General features: G+C 34.9%; 17 protein-coding genes and 1 tRNA gene. 9 read left to right on the top strand and 9 right to left on the bottom strand.

Annotated features, from left to right (window positions below; translation table 11 throughout):
• Window positions 1-254 precede the first annotated feature (254 nt).
• From M0P98_06945 to M0P98_06925, 5 genes are all read right to left on the bottom strand, one after another.
• Window positions 255-851: a site-2 protease family protein gene (locus tag M0P98_06945; GenBank protein MCK9266598.1), complete on the bottom strand. Its 597-nt coding sequence runs from the start codon at window positions 849-851 to the stop codon at window positions 255-257.
• Window positions 852-853: 2 nt separating this feature from the next.
• Window positions 854-2,389 carry a murein biosynthesis integral membrane protein MurJ gene (gene murJ / locus M0P98_06940; protein MCK9266597.1) on the bottom strand — a complete coding sequence of 512 codons (1,536 nt, stop codon included), beginning with the start codon at window positions 2,387-2,389 and terminating at the stop codon, window positions 854-856.
• 503 nt (window positions 2,390-2,892) lie between these two features.
• A complete protein-coding gene (locus tag M0P98_06935; GenBank protein MCK9266596.1) occupies window positions 2,893-4,209 on the bottom strand; it encodes a hemolysin family protein in 1,317 nt (438 codons plus the stop codon).
• Window positions 4,206-4,829, bottom strand: a complete 624-nt coding sequence (locus M0P98_06930; protein MCK9266595.1) for a biotin--[acetyl-CoA-carboxylase] ligase — start codon at window positions 4,827-4,829, stop codon at window positions 4,206-4,208. Before M0P98_06930 ends, M0P98_06935 begins: the two co-directional genes overlap by 4 nt.
• Window positions 4,807-5,535, bottom strand: a complete 729-nt coding sequence (locus M0P98_06925; protein MCK9266594.1) for a type III pantothenate kinase — start codon at window positions 5,533-5,535, stop codon at window positions 4,807-4,809. The genes M0P98_06930 and M0P98_06925 overlap by 23 nt, the downstream gene beginning before the upstream one ends.
• A 137-nt stretch (window positions 5,536-5,672) precedes the next feature.
• Between M0P98_06925 and M0P98_06920 the strand changes: the two genes are divergently transcribed.
• From M0P98_06920 to M0P98_06880, 9 genes are all read left to right on the top strand, one after another.
• Window positions 5,673-5,930, top strand: a complete 258-nt coding sequence (locus M0P98_06920; protein ID MCK9266593.1) for a hypothetical protein — start codon at window positions 5,673-5,675, stop codon at window positions 5,928-5,930.
• A gap of 127 nt (window positions 5,931-6,057) precedes the next feature.
• A complete protein-coding gene (locus M0P98_06915; protein ID MCK9266592.1) occupies window positions 6,058-9,066 on the top strand; it encodes a hypothetical protein in 3,009 nt (1,002 codons plus the stop codon).
• Between the two features lie 194 nt (window positions 9,067-9,260).
• Window positions 9,261-9,890 (top strand): hypothetical protein, encoded by a 630-nt coding sequence (locus M0P98_06910; protein ID MCK9266591.1) that lies wholly within the window; start codon window positions 9,261-9,263, stop codon window positions 9,888-9,890.
• Between the two features lie 31 nt (window positions 9,891-9,921).
• Window positions 9,922-10,401, top strand: a complete 480-nt coding sequence (locus tag M0P98_06905; GenBank protein MCK9266590.1) for a nucleoside deaminase — start codon at window positions 9,922-9,924, stop codon at window positions 10,399-10,401.
• A 10-nt stretch (window positions 10,402-10,411) separates the two neighbouring features.
• Window positions 10,412-10,765 (top strand): DMT family protein, encoded by a 354-nt coding sequence (locus M0P98_06900; protein ID MCK9266589.1) that lies wholly within the window; start codon window positions 10,412-10,414, stop codon window positions 10,763-10,765.
• 17 nt (window positions 10,766-10,782) lie between these two features.
• The gene (locus M0P98_06895) at window positions 10,783-11,418 is read left to right on the top strand and encodes a carbohydrate binding domain-containing protein (GenBank protein MCK9266588.1); all 636 of its coding nucleotides are present in this window, start codon (window positions 10,783-10,785) and stop codon (window positions 11,416-11,418) included.
• 51 nt (window positions 11,419-11,469) lie between these two features.
• Entirely contained in the window at window positions 11,470-12,540 is a 1,071-nt protein-coding gene (locus tag M0P98_06890; GenBank protein ID MCK9266587.1) for a Gfo/Idh/MocA family oxidoreductase, read from the top strand.
• 145 nt (window positions 12,541-12,685) lie between these two features.
• Window positions 12,686-14,149: a hypothetical protein gene (locus M0P98_06885; protein MCK9266586.1), complete on the top strand. Its 1,464-nt coding sequence runs from the start codon at window positions 12,686-12,688 to the stop codon at window positions 14,147-14,149.
• Window positions 14,150-14,266: 117 nt separating this feature from the next.
• Window positions 14,267-14,351 (top strand) — tRNA-Leu (locus M0P98_06880).
• Between the two features lie 3 nt (window positions 14,352-14,354).
• Here the strand turns inward: M0P98_06880 and M0P98_06875 are convergent.
• The 4 genes from M0P98_06875 to M0P98_06860 form a co-directional block, all read right to left on the bottom strand.
• On the bottom strand, window positions 14,355-14,933 hold the full coding sequence (locus tag M0P98_06875) for a nucleotidyltransferase domain-containing protein (protein MCK9266585.1): 579 nt from the start codon (window positions 14,931-14,933) through the stop codon (window positions 14,355-14,357).
• Entirely contained in the window at window positions 14,930-15,070 is a 141-nt protein-coding gene (locus M0P98_06870) for a hypothetical protein (GenBank protein MCK9266584.1), read from the bottom strand. Before M0P98_06870 ends, M0P98_06875 begins: the two co-directional genes overlap by 4 nt.
• Entirely contained in the window at window positions 15,067-15,291 is a 225-nt protein-coding gene (locus M0P98_06865) for a hypothetical protein (protein ID MCK9266583.1), read from the bottom strand. The genes M0P98_06870 and M0P98_06865 overlap by 4 nt, the downstream gene beginning before the upstream one ends.
• Window positions 15,292-15,772: 481 nt before the next feature.
• Window positions 15,773-17,584, bottom strand: coding sequence for a tetratricopeptide repeat protein (locus M0P98_06860; GenBank protein MCK9266582.1), 1,812 nt, complete (start codon window positions 17,582-17,584; stop codon window positions 15,773-15,775).
• Between the last annotated feature and the right edge of the window lie 202 nt (window positions 17,585-17,786).

The following is a 17,786-nucleotide window of genomic DNA, read 5'->3' as shown; positions in this document are numbered from 1 at the left end:
TTGCGAGTGATGAAGGCTGTACTTCGGAGTATTTAGCGGAGGTCCGACCTTCGTTTTACTCAAGTGTAGTGAAAAGTCTCCCCCTATATGTCATTCCGGACTTGATCCGGAATCTCGTTTTTTCACGTTGTACCTGCTATCGAAACGGATTAAGTGAGAGATCCTGAAACAAGTTCAGGAAGGTAAAATTGGACGTCCAGGATGGTAAAGCAGGTAGGCAAAAAATCTAAAAACCTTGATTACTATTCCCCCTTTTAAAATCCTGCGATAGCATAGACTATTTTTTTTGTTAGCGGAAATAGCCATATATGCCCACCCGCTAAAAGAAAAAGAATAACAATTATAATTCCGTATCTTTCTAACTGGTCATACTTATACCTTACACTTTGCGGAAGGAAAAAACTTACAACCCTTGAACCATCAAGTGGAGGTATTGGGATAAGGTTAAAGAAAGCAAGTATAAAATTTATCTGCCCAGCCCAAAGAACCACGTCTTTTATAAAACCATATCCAAGAAATCTTGAACTAAATGCGAGTATAGAACCAAAAATTATATTGCTAACAGGTCCTGCCAATCCTACGTTTAGCATACCTCTATCATAATCTCTAAAATTAAAAGGGTTTACTGGCACAGGTTTAGCCATTCCTATAATAATAGGAGAGTTGAGCACAATAAGCATTAATGGTAACAATATAGTGTTCACAGGGTCTATATGGGGCAAAGGGTTAAAAGTAAGCCTTCCCATATTTTTTGCTGTATCATCTCCATTTAGGTAAGCAATATAACCGTGAGAAAACTCGTGAAGTATAATAGAAAAAAAGACAATAAAAAGAATTAAAATAGTTGTCATTCTTAAACTCTCCTTCTTTGTAAATAAAAATCTACCCATTTTAAAACTGCTTTTCTAAAACAGAGTAAATAAAATAAAGTAGATATTATTATAGCAGAAAAAAGCAGAACAGGTAATGTAAGACTATTTTTTAAAAATGTTTTATATGCTAAAAGTATGAAACCCATTATAGCAGATACAATTAAAACCTTCAAAATAAAGTACCCAAATTCTTCAAATTTAATCTTAAAATGCTTTTTATTAAAGAGGTATATCAATAAAAGGAAATTCCCTGTACCTACCAAAGACGTCGAAAGAGCTATACCGTTATGACCTAAAAACTTCATAAAAAGTGCATTAAAACATACGTTTGCAAAAATGGTAAGAACTCCTATCCTAACAGGGGTAACAGTATCACCACAAGAATAGAACGCCCTAATAAGAACTGAAATACCGCCATACCCCGCCAGACCTAATGAATAATATGCAAGTGGACCTGCTGCAAGCATAACTGATTCGCTACTAAAAAGACCTCGGGAGAAGAGAAAAGTTATAATTTCTGTTCGCAGCATAATAAGACCAAAAGTAAAAGGGAGCATAAGAAACATTAATAGTTTTAATGAAAATTTTAGGTTAGAATCAAAACCTTCATAATTCTTTGAAGAGATATCTTCCGAAAGCCAAGGTAGAATCGCTGTAGATATAGAGATAGCAAAAATACCAAGCGGTAACTGGTAAACTCTTGTGCTATACCATAATCCCGAAACAGCTCCTTCATACAGAAGGTTAGCCATAGAATTGTCAATTAAAAGGTTTATAGGTCCAACAGCCATCCCTATTATAACAGGAGCAAGAAGTCTCCCAATCTTTTTTATAGCAGGATGCTTAAAATTAAAATTAAACTTTACTCTATAACCTCTTTTCATTACTGGAATAAGAGTAAACACAAATTGCCCAAACCCTCCTAAAACAACACCAATACAAAGCCCAAAGATTTTCTCTTCAAGAGTTTTACCCATAAAAGGCATAAGAAGAAAAAGGGCTCCCACCCAGAAAATATCAAGAACTACAGGAGATAACGATGGAATAAAAAAAGATTTATATACATTCAAAACACCCATATTTAACGCTGTAAGAGAAATAAAGATAAGATAAGGAAAGGTGAACCTTAATAGAGTCCATACCCAAAACCATTTAGCAGACTCTGAAATAAAACTTGTAGCAAAATAACTCGCAAGTAACGTTAAAATAAAAAGAATAGAAGTAAGTAAAATAGAAATTGTAAAACATATCTGAAAAACTTCTAAACTCTTATTTTTATCTTTATATACAGTTGTATATTCAGTAAAAACTGGGATAAAAGCTGCGTTCAACGCACCCTCAGCCAATAACCCTCTAAAAAAATTCGGTATCATAAACGCAAGAAGGAAGGCGTCATATATTGCTGTTGTCCCAAAGAAACTTGCAGTCACAACCTCTCGCCCAAGACCAAAAAAACGAGAAATTAACGTACCAAGAGAAACAAGAGATATTGCTGTAAATATTTTTTTTGAACTCATTATTTTTTTAAGAGAAAGGAAATAGTTATTCTAAAGGAACAAACTTTTTAAACTTGAAAACCTTTCTACTGCTATACCTAAATTTTTGATATAAAATTTTATATTAAAATGTAACAAAACCATTTAATGAATATTAGTAGACCATCCCCATATTAATCTTTCTTTCCATTCCTTTTCCACTAATGAAGGTCGATCCTCGGCGCCCTTTTCGGAGGTCTGACCTTCGTCTTTATAAACCGTAGGTAGTAAGGCCCCCCTCATCCTTGATCCTTCTCCCTCAAGGGAAGAAGGCAAAGAGAGGGAGTGAGTAAATAACGCCCCATACTTTTTTCCCTCTAACCTGACCCACGCCGGTAGTATCATAACGTAAAAAACGAGGTTCCGGATCAAGTCTGGAATGGCATATAAGGGGAGTCTCATCTTTTATCCTTAGTATTTCTATACTTTTACCTAACAGACTATCTGCTCTGAACAATGTTTACTGAAGACTCACTCCATACATCTTACTTTGTGTTAATTGAAACATCGTTATTTTCTTCGTTTTTTACTTTTTTTATTCTAACAAGTCTAACTTTTTTGTGGTCTGCATCGTTGACTATAAACTCGTGTGAACCATAAACAAACCCCTCCCCTTTTATAGGGAATTTGCCAAAATGCTCCAACACAAAACCGGCTATTGTTTCAAACTCACCTTCTGGCAACTCAAGCCCAATCTCATCGTTTACTTTCTCTATCTCCATTCCACCGTAAACAAGAAAACTTCCATCAGCAAGGTGTACCAACTCTTTTATCTCTTTAGCATATTCATCTGAAATTTCTCCTACTATCTCCTCAACAAGGTCTTCCATAGTAATTAAGCCAGATGTACCTCCATACTCATCAACAACAATAGCCATTTGAGTTTTTTTCCCTTGAAGTTCTTTTAAAAGGTCTCCAACTTTTTTTGTTTCTGGAATAAAGTATGCTTCTCTCATAAAGTTTTCTGCAACTTTCTCTTTCTGTCCTCCAAAATCATCAAAAGCGTGAGCTATAATATCTTTAACATAAACAATTCCCATAATTTTATCAAGATTTTCTTTATAAACAGGTAACCTAGAATGTCCCTCTTTGGCTATTTTCCCAAATATTTCTTTTATCGGCTCGTTATGTTGAATGGCTATAATATTGACCCTGGGTATCATTATCTCTTTTACAAGGGTATCACCCAAACTAAATATACTGTCAATCATATTCTTTTCTTCTTCTTCTATAACACCATCTTCTTCACCTGCAATTATCATTGCTCTAACATCATCTTCAGTTAATACAGGAAAAAGAGATTCCAATTTTAGCCCAAAAATTCTTACAAATCCTCGTGAAAATAAGAGTAGCAAGCGGATAACTGGAGAAAAGAGACAACAGAACAGGCGAATAATAGGAGAAAAATGGTAAGCGATAGTCTCAGAGTATTTTTTCCCAAAACTTTTTGGAGTTATTTCTCCAAAAATAAGGATAAAGAAAGTTAAAATCAAGGTTATGATTATCGGATGCATATTAGGCCATCTTTGATAAGAAACCATTGATAATATAACAGCAGCAAGAATGTTAACTATATTATTACCAACAAGTAGAGTGGCAAGAACTCTTTGAGGGTCGTTAAACCAGAATTGCAACCTCTTTGACTTGTTTTCGTCTTTTTCAAGAAGTTTTTGAAAATGGTGTTTCCCAAAAGAAACAAACGCAGTTTCAGAGGCTGAAAAAAATGCAGAAAAAGATATAAGTATAATTATATAAAAAAGGTAGTTCTGCAAAAGGTAGTTGGGCAAATCAGGTTCGCTCATTTTATTAAATAGTTACTCCATTTTTTTAGGTACAATTCTCTGTTGTCTGAAAAATATTTTTTATAAGTTCGAAAACAGTTTATGAATTGTCCTAATACTTCTTCTCTGCTTTCAACACTCCTTCCTAAAATCATACTCATAGAAACACCTTGTTTCACATCTGATATTTCATTAGAAACATTGATTCCAATACCGATATTGTAAAAATCACCTTTCTTTTCAATAAGTATACCAGAAATTTTTTGTCCTTTATATATTATATCATTAGGAAGTTTGATACCGCAAATAATTTTAAAAGATTTTAAGGTTTCCACAAGAGAAAAAGTTGTAAGTTCTGATATAAAAGTAGTTAGATTGTCTTCTGCTTTTATTAACCACGAAAAATATAACCCACCAATATTAGAAGTCCATATTTTACCATACCTACCTCTGCCTTGCGTCTGTTCGTCAGCAACAATTATTCCAGTTATAACAGTATTGGGAAATTTTAGAAGTTTATCTACAATATCCATTGTAGAAGTTGTCTGTCCAAACCAGTAGACTGGTTCTCCGTTGATAACTTTTGAAAACCTAAACCCTTCCAAGTTTTTGATACTTTCAGGTATATCTTGCAACAACATAATTTATTCCTTCAAGGGTTAAATTCTTATTTAAATGGTTTTTATATTGTATAGAACTGCAAAACCGTGTTGCATCTCCACCTGTCAGCAGAAGGGTTGCTTCTGGAAACTTTTTAAACACCTTTTCAAGTATATTATTTATTGCTCCTAAAAAACCATACTTTACTCCAGCAGAAATAGCCTCTCCAGTATTTTTACCAGGTATTCTTGGCACAGAGTTTTCACAGGGCTTTATCATAGCAGTGTTATAAAGACTCTTAACCCACAAGTTATAACCAGGCATAATAACACCACCCAAAAACTCTCTTTTTTTTGAAATTATATCCACTGTTATAGCCGTCCCCATATCCACAACTACTGTATTTCCGCCAAACAACTCCAAAGCAGCAACACAATTAACAACCCTATCAACCCCAATTGTATCAGGGTTTTTTATTCTTAAAGGGATACCACAATCCTCCACAGATATCTCCATAATCTTAGCGTCTGGAAAAAAATATGCAATTTTTTTCTTGATATCACTATTAACCTTTGGGACAACAGAAGATATACCAACAGTTGAAACCTTCTCTTTCTGCCATTGAGAATCAAAAGTAAGGTCCTCAAAACTACCAGTAGATATAAAATTAGAATGTTTTAACCTATTATTCCTAAAGTATCCTATCTTTATCCTGCCGTTACCAATATCTATAGCGACAGTGCTCATATTTGTTACCTCCATTTAATTCTTAATATACCACTCTTAAACTTCTTTTTCAAAAAAAACGTTGTTAAACCAGTTGTTTGTAGAAGAAACTAAATAAAATTTTGACAAACACCGTACCTTATTTTAAACTATTATTTATGAAAATCCTATACATTATTTTAACTTTGTTTCTTTTTTCTCTTATTGGGACAGCAGTAGGAGAATTGTTACTTCAAATTTTACCCGTAACAGGAAAGATACACGAAATAGTTTCTGCAAACTTGACGCCTGTTTGGAGCGTTGAGAAACTTGATATACTTATACTATATATAACCTTTAAGGTGGGTTTTAATTTTAATATTATGACTTTTGTTGGTCTTATATCTGGATGTTTTTTTAGTCTTCGCAAGGTATAAACTAAGGTTATCTCAAAGTATAAAAAGAACTCTTCTTATCCTCCTCTCCTTTTGGATTTATCCAGAGTACTCAACAACCCTTCCTAAAGCAAGCAGAAACAGGTAGTTAGAAAACATAGGAGAATATATGAAAAAAAATTTATTGTTTCTATCTATTTTAAGTTTGGTATTCTTTTTTGTTCATACAGTTTACACCTCTGAAGTAATTCTTATAAAAAACCCTGATTTCTCTATAGTGAAAAATGGGCTACCAGAAGGATGGGTATTGAGAGGGAATTCTAAATTTTATTATGACGAAAAAGAGAAAGCAGCTGTTATAACAACAATAAAAACCTACGACTCCTTCACTCAAAGTGTTAGTCTTGCTCCTGGACATTATCTTTTTAAAGCATTGATTAAAGCAAATACCAGTGCAACAAGTTTAGTTGGAATTGCTTCTTTATCTATAAGTATTTCAGAGGAGTATCAATGGGTAGAACTTCCTTTTTATGTAGACGGTTTTGGTGAGAAAAATCTATCAGTGTTATTAGGTATACGCAGAATTTATAACGACCCCTCCACCCATAAAGGGGAAACAAGAATCAAGGAGGTGCAACTTATACGTCTCGGTGATACTTCTTTACCTCGAAATTGGGCAACAAAAATCCCTGTTCATCCCCTACACAAACTTGAAACGATTAACGATAACCCAAACTGGGATAGACCAGGTAAGGTTATTTTTAAAGATACCTTTATTGGGACAGAACTTTGGCTTATAACTCAAGATGGACAGGTTAACCTTTCTTATGTTGGGTTTCAAGATTTCAGTCATAACGGGAAATATGTGCAGGTTGGCAACAGAAGACCAGGATATATTATGAGAACCGACGGCTCACATAGATACGGTTCACCTTCAAAAGCGTGGCCCAATAGATTTTTGTGGCTTTTTCCGTGGGAAGAAAAGAACCTGCCCAACACATCTGACCCTTCAGACTGGATAGCCACTATAAGGACAAGAAAGAACAACCCACCTATAAGAGTTGAAATGCTTAATCTGGTAACTGGTGAAACAAAAAAAATAGTATTACCTACAATTCCTGAATGGGATATAGCCTTTATACCATCAACCTCTTGCGGAAGGGGACAAGATACAAAAAGAATAACTCATAACACGCTTGTATGGATTTCAAAAGATCAAAAGAAAATTGGGCTTTCAGATACAGAAGGCAACAATTTTAAAAGTTTTAAAATTAAGAGTATATCAAAAAAACCTGAAAACGATATTGTTAATCCAGGTATGAGTGCAGCGTGGGGAAAAGGAGGAGACAACTGGCATAATTCAGTGGATAAGGATGGCAACAGATATTTTGCGTTTGAACTTAACAAAGAAAAAGATTTCAACGACCCTGAAAATCCTTATCAAGTATGGATGCTCCCATTAAACATAAAAGATACAAGAGGTCTATTGAGAGTTCGAACCAACCCAAAGGTAGAGATTACTCCCGGTTCATACAGTAGAGGGCGCCTAATATGGTGGGACCTTGCGGCGGGGCAACCTCCTTTTAGTGACTCAGCTACACTTGTTCTTGAAGATGGAACTCGTATATATATGTGTTCTCTCGGAGAACATAGCGGATTTGGTTCAACAATAAGCACTCAATGCCCGCACACCAATCAAGTAAAATTTATTGGCAATTATACAAGAATGGATCATATATCCTGGCCTAATGAGTTTCAACGTAACAAAGATTATGCAATAGTATGGGCAGGAGGTTATCCTGGTTTAACTGTTGCAATGATAGATTTATGGCACGATACCTTCTGGACTATCTTTATAAAAAATAGTGACTATTATGAACGAAACAAGAAAATAGCTGAAATAATAAAAGAGAAACAGGCTGGCATAGGCGAGGCAAGAACTGCGGCATCTTTAATCGTGCCGGCACCAACTCCAAGTCCTGACTTTACAAAAGTGTTATATTCTTCCTCTATGCTTGCATTAAAAAACTCAAATGGAACATTAGGAGACGCTTATATAGCAATTGCACGTTATCCTCTACCACCTGTAAATGTGCAGTTTAAGAGCAAACGGTTAGTTTGGGATAAACCTCAGTATAACGCAGAAATTATGGGTTATAATATCTATTATTCGAAGGAGAGCGGTAAAGGTAATTGGACAAAACTTAACCCAAAACCTGTAAGAGAGATGTTTTATGAACTGCCAAGCAAGACAAAAGGGTTTTATGTTGTAACTTCTGTGGAACACTCAGGGCTTGAAAGCAGAATCTTTTCAAATGAGGTATCTCTTGGAAATAATAGATTGTTTAGGTTATTTTATCAACCAGAAGAAAGCCAATTGGTAAACCCTATGGTGCCATTTTTTGAGCCAAAAAACGCTTCCAACTGTTACGCTGTTGCAGTAACTGACCCTGAACTTATTTATAAGAAACAACTTGAAGAAGGGTTGGAAGGGAAAGTAAAACTGAAAACTAATATCCCTATTAAAGGTAGATGGAAGGTTATGGCAAGAGTAAGAGGTATGTCTGGAATTGAGCGAGAAAGTTATACTACTGGTTGGCAACCTCAAGGAGAAGTTGGAGAGAGAAGTTTTACAGTAAAAATCGGTAATAAAACTATAGGCAACCTACCTGTGGAAGGGTCTGAATGGAGATGGGTTGAGATAGTAGGACGCCCCATTGATTTATCCACGGGCAAAACTGAAATTGTCTTTTCAACCTCTGATACAGGTATAGCGCTTGACAATATCCTTATTACAAACGACCTATCTTTTATACCAACCAATCTTGATAACACTCCCACTGTAAAACCTTCAACACCTCAAAAAGTTAAAATATCTGAAAGAAAAGGGGAAGGCGAACCGCTTGAGTGGAGAGGGTATACAATAGCACCTCCTTATGTAAGAATTGAATGGGAACTTTCTACTGCTCCGCAAGGTATAAGGTATTACAATATATACCGAGGTGAAGATAAAGATTTTAAAGTAGGACCTGAAACTATTATAGGAAGCGAAACTGATATATTTTTTACCGACCTAAAACTCAAAAAAGGGACAGAATACTATTACAAAGTAGTAGCAGTAGATAATTGGGATAACCGTTCTGAGGTTTCGGAAGCCTTAATGATAAAAATAGAATAGATATATTAAGTAGAAGATAATAGTAATAAAAAATGAACTTAAAGGAGCGTTTACAGTATATATTTTTACAAATAACCTTTTGACAGGTATAATAAAGAAAAGCAGATGTTTAAAGGATAGTGGTGGGATTATTAAAGGCGACTTAAAACATAGCCAAGTTTGGCAGAACGAACAAGTTAAAAAAGGAGGAAATAATGAAAAGATTGAGGAATATGAAAGGTTTTGTCTTTTTTGTTGTTTTGGGCTTAGTTTTGTCTGTTTTCGGAAAATTTGCAGGCGCTGAAGAACTTGACATTAACGGAGATTTTGAAGAAATAGCCACATATGTTTCAAAAGCTATTATTGAACGAGCTGAGTCGCTTAACTTTAAACTTGAATCTCCTTTGATATTACCCGCTAAATGGACATTAAACCTTACTGCTACAGCAAAAGATGGAGAATTTAGATTTATACAAGATAAATCTCAATCTAAAAGTGGAAATAATTGCATATACCTTAAGGGACATATAATGACCCCCACAATTTTTGAGGTTTCAGCAGGAGATGAGGTAGAAGTAACCTTTTTTGCAAAAAACCCTGAAAAATCTGAAATATTTTTTTACTTGTACGGTTATGGTAAAACAGAAGGTAAATATGCAAGTATAGGTAGCCTTTTCTTTAAAACAACTACAGAATCTGAGTGGAGTGAAAAGACAGGAAAACTCAGCATACCAGAAAAAGTTAACAATAAAGAATTGAACGGCATAAGAATAGCGTTTACCAATAAAGACGGCGCTTTTATTGACAATCTTAAAGTTAACCTTAAAAAAGCAACTAAAGAGTAATTTTTTAAGTTCTTTTTTTTTTAGAATATATATGAGAAAAGAAGATAGAAGTTTTTTTATGGAAGTAGCAGTTAAAGAAGCGTTTAAAGGTATACAAAATCAAAACGGTGGTCCTTTTGGAGCTGTTATAACACACAATGGTAAGGTTATTGCTAAAACTCATAATAGAGTTATATCCTCAAAAGACCCAACTGCTCATGCGGAAATACTTGCCATAAGAGAAGCTTCAAAATTTCTTGACAAGTTTGATCTGAGTGACTGTGAAATCTTTTCTACCTGTGAACCTTGTCCGATGTGTCTTTCTGCAATACTCTGGGCTCGAATAAAAAAATTATACTATGGATGCACAAGAAACGATGCAGAAGATATAGGGTTTGATGATAGAGTTATTTACGAGATCATAGATATTAAAAAAGAAAAAAAACTTCTTAAAAAAATAATGATTGATAGAGATAAATGTTTACTGCCCTTTATCGAGTGGTCAAAAAAACAGAATAAAATTACCTATTAAACCATTAATTATGCATAAGTTTTTCTTAACAGCGGGAATGTTAATACTAAGTAATATATTTATGACTTTTGCTTGGTATGGACATTTAAAGGATTTTAAAAGTAAGCCGTGGTTTATTGCAGCTTTTGTTAGTTGGGGCATAGCTCTTTTTGAATATCTTATACAAGTGCCAGCTAACCGTATAGGGTATAAGGTTATGAGTTTAGGACAACTAAAAATACTGCAAGAAGTTATCACCTTATCTGTCTTTATACCTTTCTCAATATTTTATATGAAAGAGGGTTTAAAACAGGAATATTTGTGGGCTTCAATTTTTATTCTTTTAGCTGTATTATGTGTTTTCAAAAGTGTATTGATTAAATAACAAAAGGAGGAACAATTATGAAAAGAAAAATGTTGTCAATAGTTGCAAGCATTTTAGCAGTACTTATGTTGTCTGTTGTTCTTTATAGTGCAGAGCCTTTAGAATTAAACGGGGATTTCGAAAACGTAGAAACAGTCCCTGAAAACAATATTCTTCATAAAAGATTAGCTGCCATAGATTTTAAGACAGAATCGCCTTTAATTCTACCTAGCAAATGGACTCTAAACCCTACTTCTTCCGCAAAAAACGGTGAATTTCGACTCATATCAGACAGTTCACAAGCTCAAAGCGGTAAAAACTGTGTGTACCTAAAAGGCCACCTTATGGCAAAATCGGCGATTGATGTTAGTGAAGGTGATGAAATGGAAATAAGTTTTTATGCAAAAGCCCCTGAAAAATCTACTACCATATTCTATTTTTACTGCTATGGAAAAGATGAAGAAGGGAAAATCCGAAACATAGGTGCTCTCAATTTTCGCTCACAGCCCGAAACTGAATGGAAACAATATTCTGCTACGATAAAAATACCTTTAAAGGTAAGAGATAAAAAACTTGAAAGGGTTATACCAGCATTTACAAATTTAAATGGAGTATATATAGACAATTTCAAACTAATTCATAAAAAAGCTGAAAAGAAAGATTCCACTGAGTAAAGTATCTTCAAATTACAAAACGTATAAATATAATAATTATTAGGAGACAAAATGAAGAAATGGAAAGTTGGGATAGTTGGTTTATCGAGAGGTAAAGGTTTTGTTAACGTATTTGATGCACATCCTGAGGTATCCCTGACTGCTATTTGCGATATTGATGAAGAAAAACTTCAAGTTGTAGGGGATGCGTTCAAAATACCTGATAAAGCACGGTTCACCAATTTTGATGATTTTGTCAATGCAGATATAGATGTTGTAATGATTTCTACACCTATCCCTCTCCATACAGAACAGACAGTTAAATCTCTTGAGGCAGGAAAACATATTCTCTGTGAGCAGACTGTTGCTTATACAGTAGAAGAATGTCAGCAAGTTGTTGACGCTGTCAAACGGAGTGGCAAAATATATATGATGGGAGAAAACTATTGTTACTTTCATTATGTAAGGGAATGGAAAAAAATTGTTGATTCAGAAAAACTTGGAGAGATTGTTTACGCAGAAGGCGAATATATACATCAAATAGTCGACCTTCTTGTAGATAAAAATAGCGGTAACTTTTTTTGGAGACATCAACGTCCTCCAATTTGGTACTGTGCCCACACTCTCGGACCAATACTTATGCTTATGAACGACAGGGTTGTAAAAGGTTGCGGTTTAACAAGTGGCTTCAAGGCTTTCCCACAATATAAAGACCATCCAGGTTTCCTTGATTTTGAAGTTGGACTTTTCAAAACAGAAAAAGGAGCAGTAGTTAAAATTTTACGTAGCCAAGTACCCGCCTCACCACATTTTGTATGGTACTCCCTATATGGCACAGAGGGACACCTTGAAAACAAACGCCCACAAGGAGAAGGTTTTCTTTACGTCAACGGCGAAACACCGCCCAACGGGAAAATTATTACCAGCGAAGTTGTTGACCCAAACGCACCTGAAGAAGCAAAAAAAGGAGGCCACGGCACGTCTGAATATTTTATGATAAGAGATTTCATTAACGCCTTAAACAACAACACTACCCCACCTATTGATGTGATAAAAGCAACTGAATGGACTATACCCGGATTAATAGCGCACCAGTCTGCAATGAAAGGTGGAGAATGGCTTGATGTTCCATTGCTCGGATAGTTGTAACTAAAAACAAACTGGTTAATAAATCTTTTTGAAGTTTTTTTACCCTACTACTTAAATTATAAGAAGAGGTATTCTTATACTTAATCATATTATAAAATTTCATAACAACAATATATCTTTAACCATAGGAGATTAAAAAATGAAAGGCAAAATAAAGATTGGTTGGTCACAAGCTAACATTACCCCAGACGAAAAAGTTTTTATTGCTGGACAGTTCCACGCAAGAGTATCGGAAGGAATTATGGACCCTATTACCGCAACTGTTCTTGCTATCGAGTCAGACAACAAGAACTCAAACAATTACGCTATAATGATAAGTTGTGACTTGGTAACAGTTAGCGAAGAGTTAAGAGATGCGGTTAGAACATTAGTAAAATCACGTATCCCTACACTTGACCCTAACTATATATTTATGAGCGCTACCCACACCCATACAGCACCAACTTCCAGTGCAATATCTTACGGTCTGGAAGAGTTTTCTGATATATTCGATGTTATGCATCCAACCAAATATGTTGAATTTGCTTCAGAAAGAATAGCAAATGCAGTTGTGGAAGCGTGGGAAAAACGAGAAATATCTGGAATTGCTTACGGTATGGACCACGCAGTTGTTGGACGAAATCGCAGGTTATCTTACAAAGATGGTACTAGTAAAATGTATGGGAAATCCAATACAGAAGAGTTTAGCCATGTTGAGGGTTATGAAGACCATTCTTTGTTTGCTATGATGACCTACAATGCCAATAAAACCCTTACAGGTATCATAGTCAATGTTAACTGCCCTTCGCAGGTTTCCGAAACGTTATTTATGATTTCTGCAGACTTTTGGCACGAAACTCGCCAAGAACTAAGAAAACGGTTCGGCGAAAATGTATATATACTTTCGCAATGTGCTCCTGGCGGCGACCAATCACCTCACCTTTTAATTGGAAAAAGAGCTGAAGAACGAATGTGGAGACTTAAAGGTAGAGCCTTAGAACAGAACCCGCCACGTGCAGAAATAGCTGAAAAAATAGCAAACGCAGTGGATAATATAATCCCTTACGCAGAAAAAGAGATTGACTGGGAACCTGAGTTTTTTCACAAACAAGAAACCATCAATTTACCTCGAAGGCTTATATCAGAAGAGGATGTAAAGGCTGCTCTTGAAGAATCAGACAAAAAGAAAGAAGAATATCAACGACTTTTAGCAGAGATTAAAAATAACCCTGAAATACAAAAACAACCAAGATGGTACACCAAAATAAGTTCAGCATATAGATTGACCCAACGAGGTGAAAGGGTCAAAACAAGGTTTGAAGAACAGAAAGATTCTACAGATATGCCCATACAAGTTCACGCTATACGTATTGGTGAAACAGCTTTTGCTACCAACCCTTTTGAACTCTACCTTGACTACGGTATTCGTATTCAGGAGTTAAGTAAAGCAGTTCAAACATTCTTAATACAGAAAGCTGGGTGTAAAGGTGTATATCTACCAAGTAAAAGGTCAATTGCAGGTGGTGGGTATGGTTCAGTACCTGCAAGCACAGATATTGGACCAGAAGGCGGAGATAAATTGGTAGAATGGACAGTTTCAACAATAAACGATATGTTCAAATAGTTTTTTACACTTATTTTGTTTGAAAACTGTTTCTAATTTTTGCTTCTTTTAAAAATAATTTAATCGGTCTTGAAAAAAGTATCTTAAAGTATTATAATATATATTACTTCAAAAATTGCCGGGGTGGCGGAATGGCAGACGCAACGGACTTAAAATCCGTCGGAAAGTGATTTCTGTGAGGGTTCGACTCCCTCCCTCGGCATTTTTATTTCCAGACATTCAGTGACTGAAAGGTAACTCCAGACGTTTTAAAAAGTCTATCTATCCGTGCTTTTTGGGAATATGGTACGATTATACATCCACCAGACAGTTTTTCTCCTCCAACCGTTTTGAGTAGTCCTTTGTATTGATATTTTCCTCTTTTTTGTTCATATAGTTGTCTGTTGAACTTTGTTTTGTCTTTCTGGGTAAGATTATCCAATTGAAAAGTATAAATAATATAGGGCTTTTGTTTCAAAAGCAGTACTGCTGACAATTTAATCGGTTCCTTCATATAAAGCAGTATTCCCTCATAGAATATGTTCTGTAATAAGCCGGTATCTGTTATTTTCAACTCTTTTTCTGTTCTTATTGTCGGTTGTATACTCCTCCCTGCTGAGGTCTCAAGCAAAATGATTCGTTCTTCTATTTCTTCCTTTGCTTTTTCATCAGCAATAATAAATATATCTATATCAGATCTTGAAGTAGCTTCTCCTCTTGCAAAACTGCCATATAAAATCACTGCTTTTACCTTCTCAATCTTCGAAAGCTCATTGACTATTTTTTTTCTTATTATGCTTTTCATTTTTCTTTAAGTTTTGTGGCAAGCTTCTTTTCAAAAAACTCAATTATTGTTTCCAGATTAGTCATAACGGTTTTAGCTCTTTTCCCGTTTATGCCGTCATATCCTAAATCTCCATACGCAAACCATATTTTTCTCATAGCCTTATTAACCTCTTCAGGAAAGTTCCTCTGCGAATACTCATGTCTTGACATATGGTCGCCGAAATGTTCATTGCTTTTAGCGCAACTGCTTCAACAAGCTGTTCAACAACCTTTGTTGCAAGGTCGCCAACCACTGTGTACATTTCTTTTTCATAGGCATCAATCGTTGCATCAAGTTTTTCTTTTGCTAAGGCAATATGCTTATCAAGATTTCCCATTTTTCTATTCTCCTGTTTTTCATTATTATAACGAATTTCGATCTATTTTGCAATATTTTAATTATAATAACTAAACATTTTCCCAAGAATAAAGTGTAAACTATGTGTCAATAAGGACATTGAGGGAGAAATCTAAGAGAGTAATCTTTATCCCAGCCCACTTTGTTATCCTGAACTTGTTTCAGGATCTCTAACTTAATCCACTTAACAGTAGTAGTAAAAAACGAGATTCCGGATCAAGTCCGGAATGACATATAGGGGGAGACTTTTCACTACACTTGAGTAAAACGAAGGTCGGACCTCCGCTAAATACTCCTAAGTACAACCTTCATCACTCGCAATGACAATCTTTCCTTATTTGCCTCTCCCTTTAAGGGAGAGGATGCAAGGTGAGGGGGGCTTTTGTGTCTTTGCCTTTGTCTTTTCCCCCCATTTCCTTTTCCGCCTAAGAGCGAGTTTATCCCGAAGTTTGAGGGCTTCACTATCTTAGAAGGTTTTGAAAATCATTGTCATCTTTTATGCTACTAAAATCTTTATCTTTCTTTGCGTACTCCTTAAAACTGCTATCCAACTCTATAGCTTTTTTTAGGTTAAGCAAAGCATCTTTTTTGTTGTTAGTTAGTACCCGAAGACAAGCTTTATTGTAGTAGGCAGGAGCGTGCTTGGGGTTTATTTTTATAATCTGTTGAATACATTCTTCGGCTTCTTCATATCTGCCAAGTTCTATTAAAACACCGTTCTTATTATTTAAAATAAAAACGTCTTGAGGGTCTATCTCGAGGGCTTTATTATAACATTCAAGTGCCTCGTCTTTTCTATCTAAACTACTAAGTATACTCCCTTTGACGTTCCACACTTCACTGGAATCTCCGTTCATAGTTAATGCCTTATCAAACCAATCTAATGCCTCTCTTGTTTTGTTAAGGGATTTATAAGCCCACCCCATCCCATTGGTTGCTTCAAAGCAGTTAGGGTCTATCCGTAGTGCCTCTTCAAAATATTTTAATGCTTCAAGACTCTTTCCAAGTTCTATAAGCACCCCACCTTTGCTCCACCAACCATCTTCACAATCTGGCTTTACCTCTATCAACCTGTCAAAATAGAAAACTGCTTCTTTGTAAAAACCAAAATCAGAAAGTAGTGCTCCTTTACCGTATAACCCGTAAAAATTATTAGGCTCAATTTTTAAGATTGCGTCATAACAAACCTCTTGCTCTTTAAGCATATCTAACAAACTATAAATTTGTGCCATATTAAAATATGAAAAAATATCGTCAGGGTTTTTCTTTATCTCTTGTTTACATTCTTTTATCTTATTTTTGAGAATTTCTTTAGAATATGCCTCTTTACCTTCTGTTAAATCCTGTAACAAGATTTTTTCCATACGTAAAACTACAAACTTAATATCAGCACGTATTTTTTGTCTTATTGGTTGTATTTCAGGTGTTTTAGGCACAGTCTGTATGCTTTCTACTATATAATCAATGTAATCGAGAGCAAAAAACATATCCATAAGCAGTTCTTCGTCTGCATCAACAGCAATACAACTACTATTAATAAGAACTCCACGCAAAAACACTCTTTTTAAAGATTCTATAGCAAGATAGAACTGTTCAATCGCTTTAAGATAATTCTTTTGCAAAACGTAGGTATGACCTATCTTTAAATGAGTATCAAACCTTATGTGAGAACAATTTTGTTCATCAAGCATATCTAAAATCTCTTCGTACCATTCTTCTGCTTCATCTTCTCTGCCTAAATGTAAAAGAGACATCAGAATACCGAGAGCATTGTTGAACAAAAAAATATCTTCGTCATTATCTTCAACACCTTGTACGAAACATTGCAACGCTTCTTCATATTCATCTTGTTTTAAGTGGAAAGCACCTTTATGAAAATAATCACGAGAAGTTTCAGGAATCATAAGTTCAGATTCTAACTCATATTCATCTAAAATAGTCTCTTGCTTTAATTGATTAACACTATTTATGAGTAGACTATCTAAAACAACTCTATTTTCGTTATAGATTTCTTTAAGAGTCTCTTCAATTTTTTTAATATGCTCATCAAAAGGAGTGTAATAAATAGGGTTTTCTTGTAAACTTTCTAATGCATTACATATATCGGTTATCAAAGTAAGCGATATTTCTACAACAGCATTTAAAATATACCCATTTTCTGAACAGAGAACTTGAAGAGCACTTTCTATATTTTCTTGTTCAAAGCTTGAAACAAGAAAATCTTTTATTGAGTTAAGAAACTCTAAGGCTTCTTCTGTTTTTTTATCAAGCATTTACCTGCCCTCACTTTGGAAATATATGATTTAATTTTTCCTCTTATTATATCATATATTGATTATTTTTTATCTTATAAGTCTTTTATAATACAAAATGAGCCTGAAAGAGGGCTCGGTTTCAAATACAGATTGAGCCTAAAGAAAAAATGGGTCATAATATAAGGTTATGACACTAAACATGAAAGACACGGCTATAAGC

It is taken from the genome of bacterium, from assembly GCA_023230585.1.
In the GTDB taxonomy this organism is placed as follows: domain Bacteria; phylum Ratteibacteria; class UBA8468; order B48-G9; family JAFGKM01; genus JALNXB01.
This window is presented reverse-complemented; position numbering and strand designations above follow the sequence as displayed.

Excerpts from the sequence above, each read along its gene's own strand:
- M0P98_06910 (MCK9266591.1), top strand. The coding sequence starts at position 9,261 with ATGAAAAGATTGAGGAATATGAAAGGTTTTGTCTTTTTTGTTGTTTTG.
- M0P98_06915 (MCK9266592.1), top strand. The coding sequence starts at position 6,058 with ATGAAAAAAAATTTATTGTTTCTATCTATTTTAAGTTTGGTATTCTTT.
- M0P98_06920 (MCK9266593.1), top strand. The coding sequence starts at position 5,673 with ATGAAAATCCTATACATTATTTTAACTTTGTTTCTTTTTTCTCTTATT.
- M0P98_06870 (MCK9266584.1), bottom strand. The coding sequence starts at position 15,070 with ATGAGAAAAATATGGTTTGCGTATGGAGATTTAGGATATGACGGCATA.
- M0P98_06865 (MCK9266583.1), bottom strand. The coding sequence starts at position 15,291 with ATGGGAAATCTTGATAAGCATATTGCCTTAGCAAAAGAAAAACTTGAT.
- M0P98_06875 (MCK9266585.1), bottom strand. The coding sequence starts at position 14,933 with ATGAAAAGCATAATAAGAAAAAAAATAGTCAATGAGCTTTCGAAGATT.
- M0P98_06890 (MCK9266587.1), top strand. The coding sequence starts at position 11,470 with ATGAAGAAATGGAAAGTTGGGATAGTTGGTTTATCGAGAGGTAAAGGT.
- M0P98_06885 (MCK9266586.1), top strand. The coding sequence starts at position 12,686 with ATGAAAGGCAAAATAAAGATTGGTTGGTCACAAGCTAACATTACCCCA.
- murJ (MCK9266597.1), bottom strand. The coding sequence starts at position 2,389 with ATGAGTTCAAAAAAAATATTTACAGCAATATCTCTTGTTTCTCTTGGT.
- M0P98_06900 (MCK9266589.1), top strand. The coding sequence starts at position 10,412 with ATGCATAAGTTTTTCTTAACAGCGGGAATGTTAATACTAAGTAATATA.
- M0P98_06860 (MCK9266582.1), bottom strand. The coding sequence starts at position 17,584 with ATGCTTGATAAAAAAACAGAAGAAGCCTTAGAGTTTCTTAACTCAATA.
- M0P98_06895 (MCK9266588.1), top strand. The coding sequence starts at position 10,783 with ATGAAAAGAAAAATGTTGTCAATAGTTGCAAGCATTTTAGCAGTACTT.
- M0P98_06930 (MCK9266595.1), bottom strand. The coding sequence starts at position 4,829 with ATGTTGTTGCAAGATATACCTGAAAGTATCAAAAACTTGGAAGGGTTT.
- M0P98_06905 (MCK9266590.1), top strand. The coding sequence starts at position 9,922 with ATGAGAAAAGAAGATAGAAGTTTTTTTATGGAAGTAGCAGTTAAAGAA.
- M0P98_06925 (MCK9266594.1), bottom strand. The coding sequence starts at position 5,535 with ATGAGCACTGTCGCTATAGATATTGGTAACGGCAGGATAAAGATAGGA.
- M0P98_06935 (MCK9266596.1), bottom strand. The coding sequence starts at position 4,209 with ATGAGCGAACCTGATTTGCCCAACTACCTTTTGCAGAACTACCTTTTT.
- M0P98_06945 (MCK9266598.1), bottom strand. The coding sequence starts at position 851 with ATGACAACTATTTTAATTCTTTTTATTGTCTTTTTTTCTATTATACTT.